At 71.1% G+C, this 16,524-nt stretch carries 11 protein-coding genes and 1 tRNA gene; 3 read left to right on the plus strand and 9 right to left on the minus strand.

The window, feature by feature from the left end:
* Window positions 1-161: 161 nt before the first annotated feature.
* Window positions 162-236: transfer RNA gene (locus tag AMK27_RS33685), tRNA-Leu, on the minus strand.
* A gap of 98 nt (window positions 237-334) precedes the next feature.
* On the opposite strand from AMK27_RS33685, the gene AMK27_RS33690 reads away from it, so the two are divergent.
* A complete protein-coding gene (locus AMK27_RS33690) occupies window positions 335-988 on the plus strand; it encodes an ANTAR domain-containing response regulator (RefSeq protein ID WP_073917005.1) in 654 nt (217 codons plus the stop codon).
* 89 nt (window positions 989-1,077) lie between these two features.
* On the opposite strand, the gene AMK27_RS33695 is transcribed toward AMK27_RS33690, so the two are convergent.
* From AMK27_RS33695 to AMK27_RS33725, 7 genes are all read right to left on the minus strand, one after another.
* Window positions 1,078-1,794: an ABC transporter ATP-binding protein gene (locus tag AMK27_RS33695; protein WP_024757294.1), complete on the minus strand. Its 717-nt coding sequence runs from the start codon at window positions 1,792-1,794 to the stop codon at window positions 1,078-1,080.
* A complete protein-coding gene (locus tag AMK27_RS33700) occupies window positions 1,791-2,819 on the minus strand; it encodes an ABC transporter ATP-binding protein (RefSeq protein ID WP_073917008.1) in 1,029 nt (342 codons plus the stop codon). The genes AMK27_RS33695 and AMK27_RS33700 overlap by 4 nt, the downstream gene beginning before the upstream one ends.
* A gap of 3 nt (window positions 2,820-2,822) precedes the next feature.
* Window positions 2,823-4,655, minus strand: a complete 1,833-nt coding sequence (locus AMK27_RS33705) for a branched-chain amino acid ABC transporter permease (protein WP_107425740.1) — start codon at window positions 4,653-4,655, stop codon at window positions 2,823-2,825.
* Between the two features lie 5 nt (window positions 4,656-4,660).
* Complete coding sequence (locus AMK27_RS33710; RefSeq protein WP_073917016.1) at window positions 4,661-5,590, minus strand: branched-chain amino acid ABC transporter permease; 930 nt, start codon at window positions 5,588-5,590, stop codon at window positions 4,661-4,663.
* Between the two features lie 134 nt (window positions 5,591-5,724).
* Window positions 5,725-6,945, minus strand: a complete 1,221-nt coding sequence (locus AMK27_RS33715) for a branched-chain amino acid ABC transporter substrate-binding protein (RefSeq protein WP_252122792.1) — start codon at window positions 6,943-6,945, stop codon at window positions 5,725-5,727.
* Between the two features lie 572 nt (window positions 6,946-7,517).
* Window positions 7,518-8,012, minus strand: a complete 495-nt coding sequence (locus AMK27_RS33720; RefSeq protein ID WP_073917023.1) for a PaaI family thioesterase — start codon at window positions 8,010-8,012, stop codon at window positions 7,518-7,520.
* Window positions 8,013-8,077: 65 nt separating this feature from the next.
* Complete coding sequence (locus tag AMK27_RS33725; protein ID WP_073917026.1) at window positions 8,078-10,360, minus strand: FdhF/YdeP family oxidoreductase; 2,283 nt, start codon at window positions 10,358-10,360, stop codon at window positions 8,078-8,080.
* Between the two features lie 134 nt (window positions 10,361-10,494).
* On the opposite strand from AMK27_RS33725, the gene polA reads away from it, so the two are divergent.
* A complete protein-coding gene (gene polA, locus AMK27_RS33730; RefSeq protein ID WP_073917029.1) occupies window positions 10,495-13,206 on the plus strand; it encodes a DNA polymerase I in 2,712 nt (903 codons plus the stop codon).
* Window positions 13,207-13,380: 174 nt separating this feature from the next.
* Here the strand turns inward: polA and AMK27_RS33735 are convergent, their stop codons facing one another.
* Window positions 13,381-14,280, minus strand: coding sequence for a DUF4184 family protein (locus AMK27_RS33735; RefSeq protein ID WP_073917375.1), 900 nt, complete (start codon window positions 14,278-14,280; stop codon window positions 13,381-13,383).
* Window positions 14,281-14,562: 282 nt separating this feature from the next.
* Here AMK27_RS33735 and AMK27_RS33740 point away from each other — a divergent pair, with 282 nt between their 5' ends.
* Window positions 14,563-16,368, plus strand: coding sequence for a lytic transglycosylase domain-containing protein (locus tag AMK27_RS33740; protein ID WP_073917032.1), 1,806 nt, complete (start codon window positions 14,563-14,565; stop codon window positions 16,366-16,368).
* Window positions 16,369-16,524 lie beyond the last annotated feature (156 nt).

Here is a 16,524-nt window from a genome sequence, read left to right on the forward strand (position 1 = left end):
GTCGTCCCGCCGTGCCAGAGAGACGTCCTGCGCCCCGGCCGCCCGGCGCCTGCTCCGCCAGGCCGCACCGACATGCTTCGGCGTGTCGGTGGGCGGCCGCGTGGTCACGCGTGTGGGTGACGATCGCTGACTGCTCGTCGGCCTTCGAATCGAAGGAAAAGTGCCCCAGGTGGGATTCGAACCCACACTGTCCGCTGTTTGAGAGCGGCCTCTCTGACCAGTTGGAGTACTGGGGCCTTCGAAAGCGAGGACGTTACCGCCCCTGCGGGGCACCACATTACAGGAGCTAGGTAGGCTCAGGGGAGCAGTACTTGCCCCGCAACGAGGAGCTCCCGTGACCGCCCCCGAGTCGCCCCAGCCCGCCGACGACGCCGACGCGTCGCACGTCCCGCCGCTGACGACCCGCGTCGTCATCGCCGAGGACGAGGCCCTCATCCGCCTCGATCTCAAAGAGATGCTGGAGGAAGAGGGCTACACGGTCGTCGGCGAGGCCGGTGACGGCGCCAAGGCCGTCGAGCTGGCCCGCGAGCACCGCCCCGACCTCGTCATCCTCGACGTGAAGATGCCCGTCCTCGACGGCATCTCGGCCGCGGAGAAGATCGCCGGCGAGTCCATCGCCCCCGTCCTCATGCTCACCGCGTTCTCGCAGCGCGAGCTCGTCGAGCGGGCCCGGGACGCCGGTGCCATGGCGTACCTCGTGAAGCCGTTCAGCAAGAGCGACGTGGTGCCGGCCATCGAGATGGCCGTGTCCCGCTTCTCCGAACTGCGCGCCCTGGAGCAGGAGGTCGCCGACCTCTCCCAGCGGCTGGAGACCCGCAAGCTGGTCGACCGTGCCAAGTCCGTCCTGCAGACCCAGTACGGGCTGACGGAGCCGGCCGCGTTCCGCTGGATCCAGAAGACGTCCATGGACCGGCGCATGTCCATGCAGCAGGTCGCCGAGGCCGTCATCGAGGACGCCGAGGAGAAGAAGGCGGCCAAGGGCCAGTAGCCCCGCCCGCCCCGCCGTACGCGTACGGAGAAGGCCCGCCCCACGGCTCTGTGGGGCGGGCCTTCTGTCTGCGGTGCCGACCTGGCGGGTCAGTCCTCGCCGAGGTACGCCTTGCGGACGGACTCGTCGTGGAGCAGGTTCTGGCCGGTGCCGGAGAGCACGACCTTGCCGATCTCCATCACGTGGCCGTGGTCCGCGAGGGCGAGCGCGGCCTGGGCGTTCTGCTCGACGAGCAGGATCGTGGTGCCCTGGGCCTTCAGCTCGGCGATGGTGGCCATGATCTTCTGCATCATGATCGGCGAGAGGCCCATGGAGGGCTCGTCGAGCATGAGCAGCTTCGGCTGGGACATCAGCGCCCGGCCCATGGCGAGCATCTGCTGCTCGCCGCCGGAGAGCGTGCCGGCGGCCTGCTTGCGACGCTCGCCCAGGATCGGGAAGAGGTCGTAGGCGCGCTGGACGTCCTTGGCGATGCCCGCGGTGTCCTTCCGGAGGAAGGCGCCGAGGAGGAGGTTCTCCTCGATCGTCATCCGGGGGAAGATGTGGCGGCCTTCGGGGGAGTGGGCCAGACCCAGCGAGACGATCTTGTGTGCGGGGATCTTGCGGAGGGACTTGCCCTCGAACTTGATCTGGCCGCCGACCGGCTTGAGGAGCCCGGAGAGGGTCCGCAGGGTGGTGGTCTTCCCGGCGCCGTTGGTGCCGATGAGGGTGACGACCTCACCGGCGTCGACGGAGAAGGAGATGCCCTTGACGGCCTCGATCTTTCCGTAGGCGACGCGCAGGTCCTCGACTTCGAGCAGTGCGGTCATGCGTCGTTCTCCTTGCCCGAAGCAGGGTCGTGCGTGGTGTCCTCCGAGGAGGTCTCCTCGGCGGCCGGTGCCTCGTCGTCGGCGGCCTCGGGGGTGTCGGTCGCCGCGGGGGCCGCGGGGGCCTCGGGGGCGTCGTCCTCCGACGGCGCGTCCTCCTCGGTGGCCGCGTCCTCGGTGGGGGCGGCCTTCGCGGGGGCCTCCTCCGCCGGTGCGTCCGCGACGGGCTCGCCGAGGTAGGCGGCGATGACCCGCTCGTCGCTCTGGACGGTCTGGCTGTCGCCCTCGATCAGCTTCTGGCCCTGGACGAGCACGGCGACCCGGTCGCAGAGGTTGAAGATGAACCGCATGTCGTGCTCGATGACGAGGACGGCGATGCCCATGTCCCGGATGGCGAAGATGAGTTCCTCCGCCGCCCGCGTCTCCTGCGGGTTCATGCCGGCGGTGGGCTCGTCGAGCAGGATCAGGCCGGGGTCGCTCGCGAGGGCGCGGGCGATCTCGAGCTTGCGCTGCTCTCCGTAGGGGAGGTTCTTGGCGAGGTGCTGCGCCTTGTCCTGGAGGCCGATGAACTCCAGGAGCTCCATGGCCCGGTCCGTGGCCTCGGCCTCGGCCTTCTTGAAGCCGGGGAGGCGGAGCAGTGCCGACCAGAGGCCCTGCTTCATCCGGGTGTGGCGTCCGACGAGGACGTTCTCCAGGACCGTCATGTTGTGGAACAGACGGATGTTCTGGAAGGTGCGGGCGATGCCGGCGTCGGTGACCTTGTACGACGTGGGCGGCAGGACCTGGCCCTTGTACCGGACTTCGCCCTCGGTGGGGACGTAGAGGCCGGTGAGGCAGTTGAAGAAGGTGGTCTTGCCGGCGCCGTTGGGGCCGATGAGGCCGACGATCTCGCCGCTGTTGACGGTCAGGTTGACGTCGCGCACGGCGGTGAGGCCGCCGAAGCGCATGGTGACCCCGCGCGCGTCGAGCACGGCCTCGCCGGCGGTCGGCGCGGCGGTGGCGTCTGCGGTCTTCGTGGTGGTCGTCATGGTTCAGGCACCTGCCTTGGCGAGCGTGGCGGGCGTCTCGTCGTTCTCGTGGAACTCCAGCTGGTTGCGCCGGTTGGCGATCATGCCTTCCGGGCGGAAGCGCATGAGCAGGATCAGCGCGACGCCGAAGGCGAAGAGCTGGTACTCGCCCATGAACTGGAGCTTGTTGGGGATGAGGAAGAGGAGCGAGGCGCCGACCAGCGGACCGCTCATCGTGCCCATGCCGCCGAGGACGACGGCCGCGAGCAGGAAGGCGGAGTTGGGCGGGATCGGACCGGCGAAGAGGTACTGCTCCGGGGTCACCGTGTAGGTCACGTGGGCCTGCACGGTGCCGGCGAGGCCGGCGAGCGAGGCGCCGAGGGCGAAGGCGATGAGCTTGACGCGGAAGCCGTTGATGCCCATGGCGAGCGCGGCGGTCTCGTCCTCGCGGATGGCGACCCAGGCACGGCCGATGCGGGAGTTGCCGCTGCGCCGGAAGACCAGCACGACGACCGCCATGATCAGCAGCATCAGGAAGAAGTAGTTCGCGAAGCGGCCGATGGTGAATCCGGCGACGGAGTGCTCGGCGCCGAAGTCGAACCCGAAGATGTTGAGGTTCGGGATGGACGCGATGCCGTTGGAGCCGTTGGTGATGTCCGGGCCGGAGGTGCCGTCGGTGTTCATGACGGCGATGCGGAAGATCTCACCGAAGCCGAGCGTCACGATGGCGAGATAGTCGCCGCGGAGCCGCAGGGTCGGGGCGCCGATGAGGACACCGAAGACCAGGGAGGCTCCGGCGCCGACCAGGATGGCGGCCCAGAAGGGGAAGTGCACGCCGAACGGCGAGGTGGGGGCGCCCGAGACGAGGGCGGCCGCGTAGGCGCCGACGCCGAGGAAGGCGACGTAGCCGAGGTCGAGGAGACCGGCGAGGCCGACGACGATGTTCAGGCCCAGGGCGACCGTGGCGAAGATCAGGATGTAGACGCCGAGCGTCGCGTACTGGTCGTCGGTCTGGGTGAAGGGGAAGAGCGCCGCCGCGGTGAACGCACCCGCGATGGTGAGGTTCTGGTGCTTCTTGGTGAGCTGCGTGGCCTGCTGCATGAGGCCGGACTTGTTGACCGCGGCGAAGCCGAGGCCGGCCGTGATGAGGAAGCCGACGAACAGCTCGTCGTACTCGGTGCCGACGCCGTAGGTGAAGACGCCGAGCGCCACGGCGAGGATGCCCGTGATGATCAGGATCTCGACCGCGGAGTGCATCGGGGGCAGCTTGCGGGCGGTGCCGGTGGTGGCGAACGCTTCCTTGAAGACCGTCCAGCCGTTGCCGGCGCGGTGCTTGAACTGGTCCCAGCCGGTGTCTTCGGGGTCGACGGGGTGGACCGCGGGCCGCTCGAAGGGGAGGGCGAGGGCGCCGAGGAGGGTGATGAGGGTGGCGAACGCGACGATCGCGCCGCCCGGCTCCAGGTTGACCGGGCCGCCGAGCGAGACGCTGATGGCGGCGACGGTGTACCAGGTGGTGCCGAAGGCGGCGAGCGCGGCGAACTTGACGGCCGCGTCGGCGCCGGCCGGGGTGAGCCAGCGGGTGCCCTTGACGCCGTACGAGGAGAGGGCGAAGACGGCGGTGAGCAGTCCCAGGACCAGGACCTGGAGCTGCAGGCCGGCCGGGGAGCCGTAGTACGTGAGGTCGCCGGGGAACGTGGGCGTCCAGGTCCACGAGAGGAAACAGCTGGCGACGGTGAGGACGGCGCCGCCCAGGGTGAGGGCGCGGGCGGCCTTGACCGGCACGAAGCCGAGGAGGCCGGTGGCCTCGTCCTGCTTGGAGACCGGTGCTGCCTGGGGGTTCTCGGAGATGGTGGTCATGGTGCTCACGCCCTGTCCGCGACGCGCTCGCCCAGGAGGCCTTGGGGCCGGGCGAGGAGTACGACGATGAGGAGTACGAAGGCCCAGACGTCGGCCCAGGACTGGCCGCCGAGCTGCTCCATACCGGGGATGTGGCTGATGTACGCCGTCGCCATGGTCTCGGCGATACCGAGGACGACTCCGCCGATCATGGCTCCGTAGATGTTGCCGATACCGCCGAGGACGGCGGCCGTGAAGGCCTTGAGTCCGAGGAGGAAGCCCATCTTGTAGTCGACGACGCCGTACTTGAGGCCGTAGGCGACGGCGCCGACGGCGGCCATCGCGGCGCCGAGGGCGAACGCGATCACGATGATCCGGTCCGTGTTGACGCCCATGAGCTTGGCGGTGTCCGGGTCCTGCGCCGTGGCCTGCATGCCGCGGCCGACGCGGGTGCGCATGACGAAGAAGGCGAGGACGGCCATGCAGATCGGGGCGGCGATCAGGAGGAAGACGTCGCCGGTCTGGATGGTGACCGGGCCGAGCTCGATCGGACCGCCGGGGATCTGCGGGAAGGTCCGGGCGGACTTCGCCTCGGGGTACCAGACCCACACCGCGTACTGCAGGGCGAGCGAGAGACCGATGGCCGTGATGAGGGGGGCGAGGCGTGGGCCACCGCGGAGCGGGCGGTAGGCGAACCGTTCCGCTCCGACGGCTATGGTGGTCGCGACGATCACGGCACCGATGATCATGACGGGCAGCGCGACCCAAATGCTGGTGCCGCCGGGCAGGATGAGCCAGACCGTGAGCGCCCCGAAGCCGCCGGTCATGAAGATCTCGCCATGGGCGAAGTTGATGAGCTGGACGATGCCGTAGACCATCGTGTAGCCGACGGCGACGAGCCCGTACATGGATCCCAGTAGCAGGCCGTTGACCAGCTGCTGCGGCAGTTCGTTCACCGCATTGTCCTCCGAGACTTTCGACGGATGTGACACCGCGCGGGGAGCCAGGTGCGGCCCCCCGCGCGGTGAAAGTGGTGCTGAGTGGTGCTGAGTGATGCGGAGTTGCTGGTGATGCGGGGTGGTGAGGCTGATCAGCCGCCGAAGGTGTCGGACTTGACCGGCTTGAACGCGCCGCCCTCGACCTTGTAGACGGTGAGCTGCTTGTTGGTGGTGTCACCGAACTCGTCGAAGGAGACCTTGCCGGTCACGCCCTCGAAGGAGACACCCTGCATGGCCTCGACGACCTTGGCGCGCTCGGGGGCCTTGCCGCCGTTGCCCTCGGTGGCCTTCTTGACGGCCTCGATGATCGCCCAGGTGGAGTCGTACGCGTAGCCGCCGTAGGCCTCGTAGGCCTCCTTGTAGCCCTTGGCCTTGTAGTTGGCCAGGAACTCCTTGGCGGAGTCGAGGGACTCGATCGGCGCGCCGACGGAGGTGGCGATGTCGCCGTTGGTGGCGGCCGCGCCGCCGAGCTTCACGTACTCGGGGCTGTAGATCGCGTCGCCGCCGACGACGACGACCTTCGCGCCGGCTTCCTTGATCTGCTTGGCCAGCGGGCCGGCGGCCGGGTACTCGCCACCGTAGTAGACGACGTCGGCGCCGGAGCTCTTCACCTTGGTCGCGACCGCGGAGAAGTCCTTGGTGTCGGGGTTGATGTGCTCGGTGCCGAGGACCTTGCCGCCCAGCTTCTCGAACTCGCCCTTGAAGGTGCCCGCGAGGCCGGCGCCGTAGGTCTTCTTGTCGTCGATGATGAAGGCCTTGGTCTTCTTGGCCTCGTTGTAGACGTACTGGGCGGCGAACGGGCCCTGGATGGCGTCCGTGGTGGCGGTGCGGAAGTAGGACGTGTAGGTCCGCTTCTTGTCGCCGGTGCTCCAGTTGATGCCCTGGCTCAGCGCCGGGTTGGTGTTGGCCGGGGAGACCTGCACCAGCTTCGCGTCGTCGAAGACCTTCTGCATCGACTCGGCGACGGAGGAGTTCAGCGGGCCGACGACGCCGAGGACGCTCTTGTCGGCGACGAACTTGGTGGCGTTCTGCTGGCCGGCGGAGGGCTGCGCCTGGTCGTCCAGGGACTCCAGCTTGAAGGTCACGCCCTTGACGTAGGCCTTCTCGTTGGCGGTCTTGACCGCGAGGTCGGCGGAGTTCTTGATGCCGAGACCGAGGGCCGAGAGCTCGCCGGTGAGGGGCGCGTCGAGACCGATGGTCACGGTGACGTTGCCGCTCTCACCGCCGCCCTTCTCGGCGCCCTTGTCGTCGCGCGAACCACAGGCGGTGAGGGTGAGTGCTCCCGCGGTGACCGCGGTGGTGAGTATGAGCATCGAACGGTTTCGCACGAAGGGTCCTTTCCCTGGCGCGGCCCCCTCGGATGAGGCGGTGCCGTGAAGCTGCGGAGCGAGGGGTGCCGTTTTGGAACGCCGGGCCGTACTGGGGTTGGTACAGGGCCGTGCAGTAGGACGCGCCCGGCGGCGCGGTGACTGGCGGTGACTCTAAGCGCAGGTGGGGAGGGTCGGGGAGCGCCGAGGTCAGGATGTGACTGTCTTGTTATGCCGACGGGGAAAGAGTGTGCGCGCCGGGTGGGAAAACCGGGGCATAGAGGGCTGTAATGCGGTGTTCACATAGTGAGAACGCGCAGTTCCGCTAAGGGGCTTGAGCGATTCTTGGTACTGACGGTCCGCTCAGCGGACTCTCCGGATATCGGACAACGGCAGAAACCTGAGCGGACGAACCGGCCCCTCCGGTTCGGCGGCCGGCACCCTTTGTGTATGTGACACAGCGTGACGAAATTCCGGGCGGGGGCTGGGCGGGCGCGGGGTGGGAACGCCGAAGGGGCGGCACCCGAAGGTGCCGCCCCTTGGTCGTGCGTGGCTGGTCAGGCCCCCTGTGTGACCGCTCAGGCGTTCGAGGTGTCCGGAATGCTGGACGCGTCCTTCGCGGTGACCTCACGCAGCAGACACGTCAGCCGCGCCGTGCACACCCGCTTGTCCTGCTCGTCGGTGATCACGACCTCGTACGTGGCCGTCGACCGCCCGCGGTGCACCGGCGTCGCCACTCCGGTCACCAGGCCGCTGCGCACCCCGCGGTGGTGGGTGCAGTTCAGGTCCACGCCCACCGCGATCTTCGACACCCCGCCGTGCAGCATCGAACCGATGGAGCCCAGCGTCTCCGCGAGCACGGCCGAGGCGCCGCCGTGCAGCAGACCGTACGGCTGGGTGTTGCCCTCCACGGGCATGGTGCCGACGACCCGCTCGGCGGACGCCTCCAGGATCTGGACGCCCATCCGGTTGCCGAGGTGCCCGGCCGAGAACAGCGCCGGGAGGTCGACACCCAGCGCCGCGTACTCGTCGAGGACCTCCTGCGGGAACTTCACGTGCTGCTGCTCACCCATGCCCGGCTCCGTTCGTTTCGTACGTCTTCGTACGGCTGGTCTTCCTGAGCTGCCTGAGCAAACGCTTAGGCGGATGCGGATTCTTCCAGACGGACGATCACGGACTTGCTCGCGGGGGTGTTGCTGACGTCCGCCGTCGACTCCAGCGGCACGAGCACGTTCGTCTCCGGGTAGTAGGCCGCCGCGCACCCCCGGGACGTCGGGTAGTGCACCACCCGGAAGCCGGGCGCCCGCCGCTCGCTGCCGTCCGTCCACTCGCTCACCAGATCCGCGTACGCCCCGTCCGCGAAGCCCAGCGCCGCCGCGTCCTCGGGATGGACCAGGACGACCCGGCGGCCCCCCTTGATGCCCCGGTAGCGATCGTCGAGCCCGTAGATCGTGGTGTTGTACTGGTCGTGCGAGCGCAGCGTCTGGAGGAGCAGCCGCCCCTCCGGCACCCTCGGGTACTCCACCGGCGCCGCCGTGAAGTTGGCCTTGCCGGTCTTCGTCGGGAAGCGGCGCTCGTCGCGCGGACCGTGCGGCAGCCGGAAGCCGCCCGCGTCCGCCGCGAGACGGGCGTTGAAGTCCTCGAAGCCGGGCACCACGCGCGCGATGCGGTCCCGGATGGTGGCGTAGTCCGCCTCGAACTCCTCCCAGGGCGTGGCCGATCCGTCGCCGAGGACGGCGCGGGCCATCCTCGCCACGATCGCCGGCTCGGACAGCAGGTGCGGGCTCGCCGGCGGCAGATTGCCCCGCGAGGCGTGCACCTGGCTCATCGAGTCCTCGACCGTCACGAACTGCCTGCCACCCGCCTGCACGTCCTTGTCGGTACGGCCCAGGGTGGGCAGGATCAGCGCGCGCGTGCCCGCCACCGCGTGCGAGCGGTTCAGCTTCGTCGAGACGTGCACGGTCAGCCGGGCCCGGCGCATCGCCGCCTCCGTCACCTCCGTGTCGGGCGTCGCCCCCACGAAGTTGCCGCCCATCGCGAAGAACACCTTCGCCTCGCCGTCCCGCAGCGCCTGGATCGACCGGACCACGTCGAAGCCGTGGTGGCGCGGCGAGACGATCCCGAACTCCTTGTCCAGGGCGTCGAGGAAGGCGGGCGCGGGCCGCTCGAAGATCCCCATCGTGCGGTCGCCCTGCACGTTCGAATGGCCGCGCACCGGGCACACCCCGGCGCCCGGCCGGCCGATGTTGCCGCGCAGGAGGAGGAAGTTGACCACCTCGCGGATGGTCGGCACCGAGTGCTTGTGCTGGGTGAGACCCATCGCCCAGCACACCACGGTCCGCTCCGAGGCGAGCACCAGCTCCAGGGCCCGCTCGATCTCGGAGCGGTCCAGACCGGTCGCGGCGAGGGTCTCGTCCCAGTCGGCCTCCTTGGCCGCCGCGGCGAACTCCTCGTACCCGTGGGTGTGCTCCCGTACGAACTCCTCGTCGACCGCCCCGGCCGTCTCCAGGACCAGCTTGTTGAGGAGCCGGAAGAGCGCCTGGTCGCCGCCGATCCGGATCTGGAGGAAGAGGTCGTTGAGCGCGGCGCCCCTGAGCATGCCCAGCGGGGTCTGCGGGTTCTTGAACCGCTCCAGGCCCGCCTCGGGCAGCGGATTGACCGAGATGATCCGCGCGCCGCCCGCCTTGGCCTTCTCCAGGGCCGAGAGCATGCGCGGATGGTTCGTCCCCGGGTTCTGCCCGGCCACGATGATCAGGTCCGCCCGGTGCAGGTCCTCCAGGGAGACGCTGCCCTTGCCGATGCCGATGGTCTCCGTCAGCGCCGACCCCGAGGACTCGTGGCACATGTTGGAGCAGTCCGGCAGGTTGTTCGTGCCGAACTCGCGGGCGAAGAGCTGGAGCAGGAACGCCGCCTCGTTGCTCGTCCGCCCCGAGGTGTAGAAGAGCGCCTCGTCGGGGGAGGCGAGCGCCCGGAGCTCCTCCGCCAGGACGGCGAAGGCCCGCTCCCAGGTCACCGGCTCGTACCGGTCGCCGCCCTCCGGCAGCAGCATCGGCTCGGTGATCCGGCCCTGCTGGCCCAGCCAGTACCCGCTGCGGGTCGCCAGGTCCGCCAGCGGGTGCGCGGCGAAGAACTCCGGGGTGACCCGGCGCAGCGTCGCCTCCTCGGCGACCGCCTTCGCGCCGTTCTCGCAGAACTCGGCCACATGGCGCCTGTCCTCTTCCGGCCAGGCGCAGCCGGGACAGTCGAAGCCGTCCTTCTGGTTGACCTTGAGCAGGGTCCGCGCGGTGCGCCGCAGCCCCATCTGCTCCTGGGCGATCCGCAGGGTGTGCCCGATGGCGGGCAGCCCGGCGGCGGCGTGCTGCGGCGGCGTGACCTGCGGTGTGTCCTGAACCGGGTCGCCGACCGGCGGCTTGCTGACCATCGCGCTCTCCCTTGAGCGGTAATCCTGCGGCGTACGTCTCCGATCCTGTCACGCGGCGGTGACAGCCCGGCACCCCGCCGGTGCCCGCGGGAACGGTGGGCGGGATTGTCAGTCGGCCGTGGCAGGATCGTCATGTGGCCGAGACAGCATCGAAGAACCCCGCAGACACCCGCCCCCGCCTGCTCCTCATGGACGGGCACTCGCTCGCGTACCGGGCGTTCTTCGCGCTGCCCGCGGAGAACTTCACCACCGCGACCGGGCAGCCGACGAACGCGATCTACGGGTTCGCCTCGATGCTGGCGAACACGCTGCGCGACGAGGCGCCCACGCACTTCGCGGTCGCCTTCGACGTGTCCCGCAAGACCTGGCGGTCCGAGGAGTTCCCGGAGTACAAGGCGAACCGCTCCAAGACCCCCGACGAGTTCAAGGGGCAGGTCGAGCTGATCGGCGAGCTCCTCGACGCGATGAACGCGCCGCGGTTCGCCGTGGACGGCTTCGAGGCCGACGACGTCATCGCGACCCTCGCCACCCAGGCCGAGGCCGCCGGCTTCGAGGTCCTGATCGTCACCGGCGACCGGGACTCCTTCCAGCTGGTCTCCGACCACACCACCGTGCTCTACCCGACCAAGGGCGTCTCCGAGCTCACCCGCTTCACCCCGGAGAAGGTCCAGGAGAAGTACGGCCTCACGCCCTCGCAGTACCCCGACTTCGCGGCCCTGCGCGGCGACCCGTCGGACAACCTGCCCGGCATCCCCGGCGTCGGCGAGAAGACCGCGGCCAAGTGGATCAACCAGTTCGGCTCCTTCGACGAGCTCGTCGAGCGCGCCGAGGAGGTCAAGGGCAAGGCCGGCCAGAACTTCCGCGACCACCTGGAGTCGGTCAAGCTCAACCGCCGACTGACCGCGATGGTCACCGACGTCGAGCTGCCGAAGGGCGTCACGGACCTCGCCCGCGAGCCCTACGACCGGGGGGCGGTCGCCCTCGTCCTCGACACCCTGGAGATCCGCAACCCCTCGCTGCGCGAGCGGCTCCTCGCCGTCGACCCGGGCGCCGCCGAGGACACCGCCCCGGCCCCCGAGGCGGGCGTCGAGATCGACGGCACCGTCCTCGGCGCCGGCGAGCTCGCCCCCTGGCTCGCCGAGCACGGCACCGAGCCCCTCGGCATCGCCACCGTCGACACCTGGGCCCTCGGCACGGGGAACGTCGGGGAGGTCGCCCTCGCCGCCGCGGGAGGCGCCGCCGCGTGGTTCGAGCCGAGCGCGCTCGACGAGGCCGACGAGCAGGCCTGGGCCGCCTGGATCGCCGACCCCGACCGGCCGAAGGCCATGCACAACGCCAAGGGCGCCATGCGGGTCTTCCCCGAGCACGGCTGGAGCATCGCGGGCGTCACCATGGACACCGCCCTCGCCGCCTACCTCGTGAAGCCCGGCCGGCGCTCCTTCGCGCTCGACGCGCTCTCCGTCGAGTACCTGCACCGCGAGCTCGCCCCCGCGTCCGCCGCCGACGGCCAGCTCGCCTTCGGCGCCGACGACACCGCAGAGGCCGAGGCCCTCATGACCCAGGCGCGGGCCGTCCTCGATCTCGCCGCGGCCTTCGAGGAGAAGCTCGGCGAGGTCGGCGCCCGCGAGCTCCTCCACGACGTCGAGCTGCCCACCTCCGCCCTCCTCGCCCGCCTGGAGCGGCACGGCATCGCCGCCGACCGCGACCACCTGGAGGCCATGGAGCAGCAGTTCGCCGGGGCCGTGCAGCAGGCCGTGAAGGAGGCGCACGCCTCCGTCGGCCACGAGTTCAACCTCGGCTCGCCCAAGCAGCTCCAGGAGGTCTTCTTCGGCGAACTGAACCTGCCGAAGACCAAGAAGACCAAGACCGGTTACACCACGGACGCGGACGCGCTCGCCTGGCTGGCCGGCCAGACCGATCACGACCTGCCCGTGATCATGCTCCGGCACCGCGAGCAGGCTCGCCTGCGGTCCACCGTCGAGGGCCTGATCAAGACGATCGCCGCCGACGGGCGCATCCACACCACCTTCAGCCAGACGGTGGCCGCCACCGGCCGCCTCTCCTCCACCGACCCCAACCTGCAGAACGTGCCGGTGCGGACGGACGAGGGCCGCGCCATCCGGCACGGCTTCGTCGTCGGAGAGGGCTTCGAGGCCCTCATGACCGCCGACTACAGCCAGATCGAGCTGCGCGTCATGGCGCACCTCTCCGAGGACGAGGACCTCATCGAGGCCTTCACCTCCGGCGAGGACCTCCACACCACCGTCGCCTCCCAGGTCTTCGGCGTCGAGCGGTCCGCCGTCGACGCCGAGATGCGCCGCAAGATCAAGGCCATGTCGTACGGCCTCGCCTACGGCCTGTCCGCCTTCGGCCTCTCGCAGCAGCTGAACATCGATCCGGGCGAGGCCCGCGGCCTGATGGACACCTACTTCGAGCGCTTCGGCGGGGTACGGGACTACCTGCGCCGGGTCGTCGACGAGGCCCGCGCCACCGGCTACACCGAGACCATGCTCGGCCGCCGCCGCTACCTGCCCGATCTGAACAGCGACAACCGCCAGCGCCGCGAGGCCGCCGAGCGGATGGCGCTCAACGCCCCGATCCAGGGCACGGCCGCCGACATCGTGAAGGTCGCCATGCTGGGCGTCGACCGGGCGCTGACCGAGGCGGGCCTCGCCTCCCGGATGCTCCTCCAGGTCCACGACGAAATCGTGCTCGAACTCGCCCCCGGCGAGCGCGAGCAGGTCGAGGCCCTGGTCCGCGAGCAGATGTCGGCCGCGGCCGACCTGCGGGCCCCCCTGGACGTCTCGGTGGGCGTGGGCCACGACTGGGACTCGGCGGCCCACTGACCCTGCCCCGGCAGGTGGGCGCCACCCCAGGCGTCCCCTGCCGGAGCACGGGGTGTCTCGGCGATCCGGCCGGGCCCCGGGGGATGCCGCGCCGATCGGCCCGAGCCCAGGGGATGTCTCGCCGTTCAGGCCGGGCTCGCGGTGTCGCCGCTCCGGCGCGACCGGCAAGTCCTCCTAGGCGTCGGCGCCTGACGGCACCTCATGCGTGCGGCGGTCCTCATCGCCGGGCACCGGGGGAGGGGGCGTCGGACCCGCCGGCCGCGCGGGGCGCGACGATCCCAGGAGCCGGACCCCCGCCCCGTACAGCACGAGCCCGACGGCGAGCCCCGCACCGGCCCCGAAGCAGGCCGTCGGAATGACGTCCAGGGGCGTCTCGATCCGGTCCCAGCCCCAGTACGCCGCCCAGCGCAGCACCCGGTGGGCCGTCCCGGCGAGGACGCAACCGCCGATGAGTCCGGCCGCGAGCAGACGCCCGCGGCGGCCGGGGACCCGTACCCCGGCCGGCGGCTCCACGCCCGCGGCGGAGCGGAGCGCCCGCGCCGTGAACCACCCCAGGAGCCCGAGCGCCAGGGCCGAACCCCCGTACTGCGCGTAGAGATAGACCGGGAACCCGGCCACGACGTCACCGAGGAACGGGATCATCCGGGTCCCCCAGCGGTCGAGGTGGGTGAACGAGTCCCACACGACATGGGTGGTCGAGCCGACGACCGCCGAGACGCCGAACCACCCGGCGAGCGCGGCCGGGTGCCGGTCGCGCCAGACGCCGCCCCGGACGAACCCGTACACCCGCCCGCGCCACCGGGCGGGCAGCAGCACGACGAGCGGCTCACGGACGGTCAGCCACAGGGCCACCAGCACGGCGGTGATCAGGACGTCGACCGTGACGAGCCCGACGGGGGAGTGGGTGACGTCCCCGAAGACCATCGCCCCCGGGACGGCCGTCGCCGCGAAATAGGTCATGTCGGGCGCGAAGGAGCCCGCGACGAGCGCGGACGCGACCAGCGGCCCGCGCGCGGTCCCGTTCCGCCGCAGTCCGGGCAGCACGGCAGCGGCATGGCTCAGCGTGAACGGCAACGGGTGTTCCCCCAGGTTCCGGTGGCGACGGCCGCGGTACATCATCGGCCCCCGTGCAAGAGGTGTCCGACCCTCCGCCCGGTTCCCGCCCGGCGGCGCCGGGTCCGCCGCCCCCGGTCGCTCTCCGTGTCCGACCTGGGAAGTCGCCAGGCAGCCGAGAGGTGGCGAAAGCGTGAAAGGAGGTCAGGCGCCGGTGCCCGGCGGGCCGGAGTTGGCATAGGGTCGCCAGAGGTCTCGCGCGGGGAGCGCGGGACCTCAGTCGAGGGGGAAGGGACCACGGACATGTCAGCGCACTTGGGCCGCAGGCTGCGCAGGGGAGCCACCAGCGGTGCGGTGGTGGCCGCGGCGGTCGCCGCGCTCGCCGCCTCACAGGCGCCGGAGATGACCCCGCCGCCCACCGACAACGCCGGCGGGGACCGGGCCATCGGCGCCGGGGACACCGCGCCGCCGGCCGGGGACGGCTCCGCCACCGGCGACTCGCCGTACTACACCGAGCTGCCGCCGCTGAACACCCCGAACAAGCCCGGACTGCCCCCCGTCAAGCTCCCGGTGATCACCGGGCCCGCCCAGGCCGGCATACCCGCGTCCGTGCTCGCCGCCTACCAGCGCGCCGAGCAGTCGATCCGCTCGACCGCCCCCGGCTGCAACCTGCCCTGGCAGCTGCTCGCCGGCATCGGCAAGGTCGAGTCCGGACAGGCGCGCGGCGGCCGGGTCGACGCGAACGGCACCACCCTCTCGCCGATCCTCGGCCCCGTCCTCAACGGCGTCGGATTCGCCAACATCTCCGACACCGACGGCGGCGCCTTCGACGGCGACCGCACCCACGACCGCGCGGTCGGCCCGATGCAGTTCATCCCGTCCACCTGGGCCACCTGGGGCCAGGACGCGAACAGCGACGGGAAGCGGGACCCCAACAACATCTACGACGCCGCGCAGGCCGCCGGCCTCTACCTCTGCGCCAACGACCGCAACCTGGCGCTCAAGGCCGACCTCGACCGCGCGATCCTCAGCTACAACCGCTCGACGGAGTACCTGAACACGGTCATGTCGTGGTTCGAGTACTACCGGCGCGGCACCCACCAGGTCCCGGACGGCACGGGAGTGCTGCCGGTCGACCGCAGCGACGACCGGGGCCAGGACAACCGCCCCCTCCCCACGTCGCCCCTCACGCCGGCCCCGACGACCCCCGCCCCGAAGCCGTCCGAGCCGAAGCCCGACCCCACGAAGCCGGGCGGGCCCTCGGAGGTCACCAAGCCGCCGACGAAGCCGACCCCGCCGGTGAAGCCCCCGGTCACGCCGCCGACGAAGCCGACCGTTCCGCCGACCGTGCCGCCGGCCGTGAAGGTCGCCCGGCTCACGGTCGTCTCCTCCGGTCCGCTCACCGCGACCACCGGAAGCGCCTTCACCAAGACCCCGACCGTCGCGGCGCTCGACGCCGCGGGCGCGCCGATCACCGGTGTGAGCATCCGCTTCGAGATCACCGGCACCACCGACACCCGCTTCTCCGGCGGCGCGACGACCGCGACCGTCACCACGGGCTCGGCCGGCCTCGCCGCCGCCCCCGCCCTGCGGGCGGGCGAGAAGACCGGGTCGTTCACGGTCAAGGCCACCGTCGTGGGCCGCGGCATGGACGCCACCACGTTCACCGCGACCGTCACCGAACGGCAGGCGGACGCCCTCGCCCGGGTCGGCGGCGACCCGCTGTCGGCCGCCACCGGCGCCACGTTCGCCCAGTCCGTGCAGGTGAAGGCCACCGCCAAGGGCGCGCTCGCCCCCGGCGTGCTCGTCACGGCCGTGATCGCCGACGCCGAGGGCACCAAGGAGAGCGCCGACGGCCCGTCCTTCAAGGACGGGGTCCGCACACTCGTCCTGAAGACGGACGAGAACGGACTGATCGCGCTGCCGTCGATCCTCGCCGGCGACAAGGCCGGCGCGTACGTGCTCCGCCTCACCGCACCCGGCGGTGGCAGCACGGAGATCAAGCTGACGGTCACCGCGCCCACCGCCACCCCGAGCCCGAGCACGACCCCGGAGCCGACCCCCTCCGCCACCGGCTCGCCCGAGGCCTCCCCCTCGCCCTCGGCCTGACCCGGCCGCGCCTCCCTCTCCTCCCCACGCGCCGCTCCGCCGCCCCCCACCGGGCAGCGGAGCGGCGCTGCGCGTTCCCGGGGCGGTCCCGAGCATCGCTGTGCGTTCCGGGGCTGCCCCGAACGGGCTCTCCGCGTGCCGGGACGGGGCAGCGGC

Origin of the sequence: Streptomyces sp. CB02009 (assembly GCF_001905825.1) — a bacterium.
In the GTDB taxonomy this organism is placed as follows: Bacteria; Actinomycetota; Actinomycetes; order Streptomycetales; family Streptomycetaceae; genus Streptomyces.

Bases quoted from the DNA above. Each gene is read 5' to 3' on its own strand.
- AMK27_RS33715 (WP_252122792.1), bottom strand. From the start codon at position 6,945: ATGCTCATACTCACCACCGCGGTCACCGCGGGAGCACTCACCCTCACC.
- AMK27_RS33705 (WP_107425740.1), bottom strand. From the start codon at position 4,655: ATGACCACCATCTCCGAGAACCCCCAGGCAGCACCGGTCTCCAAGCAG.
- AMK27_RS33720 (WP_073917023.1), bottom strand. From the start codon at position 8,012: ATGGGTGAGCAGCAGCACGTGAAGTTCCCGCAGGAGGTCCTCGACGAG.
- AMK27_RS33725 (WP_073917026.1), bottom strand. From the start codon at position 10,360: ATGGTCAGCAAGCCGCCGGTCGGCGACCCGGTTCAGGACACACCGCAG.
- AMK27_RS33740 (WP_073917032.1), top strand. From the start codon at position 14,563: ATGTCAGCGCACTTGGGCCGCAGGCTGCGCAGGGGAGCCACCAGCGGT.
- AMK27_RS33700 (WP_073917008.1), bottom strand. From the start codon at position 2,819: ATGACGACCACCACGAAGACCGCAGACGCCACCGCCGCGCCGACCGCC.
- AMK27_RS33695 (WP_024757294.1), bottom strand. From the start codon at position 1,794: ATGACCGCACTGCTCGAAGTCGAGGACCTGCGCGTCGCCTACGGAAAG.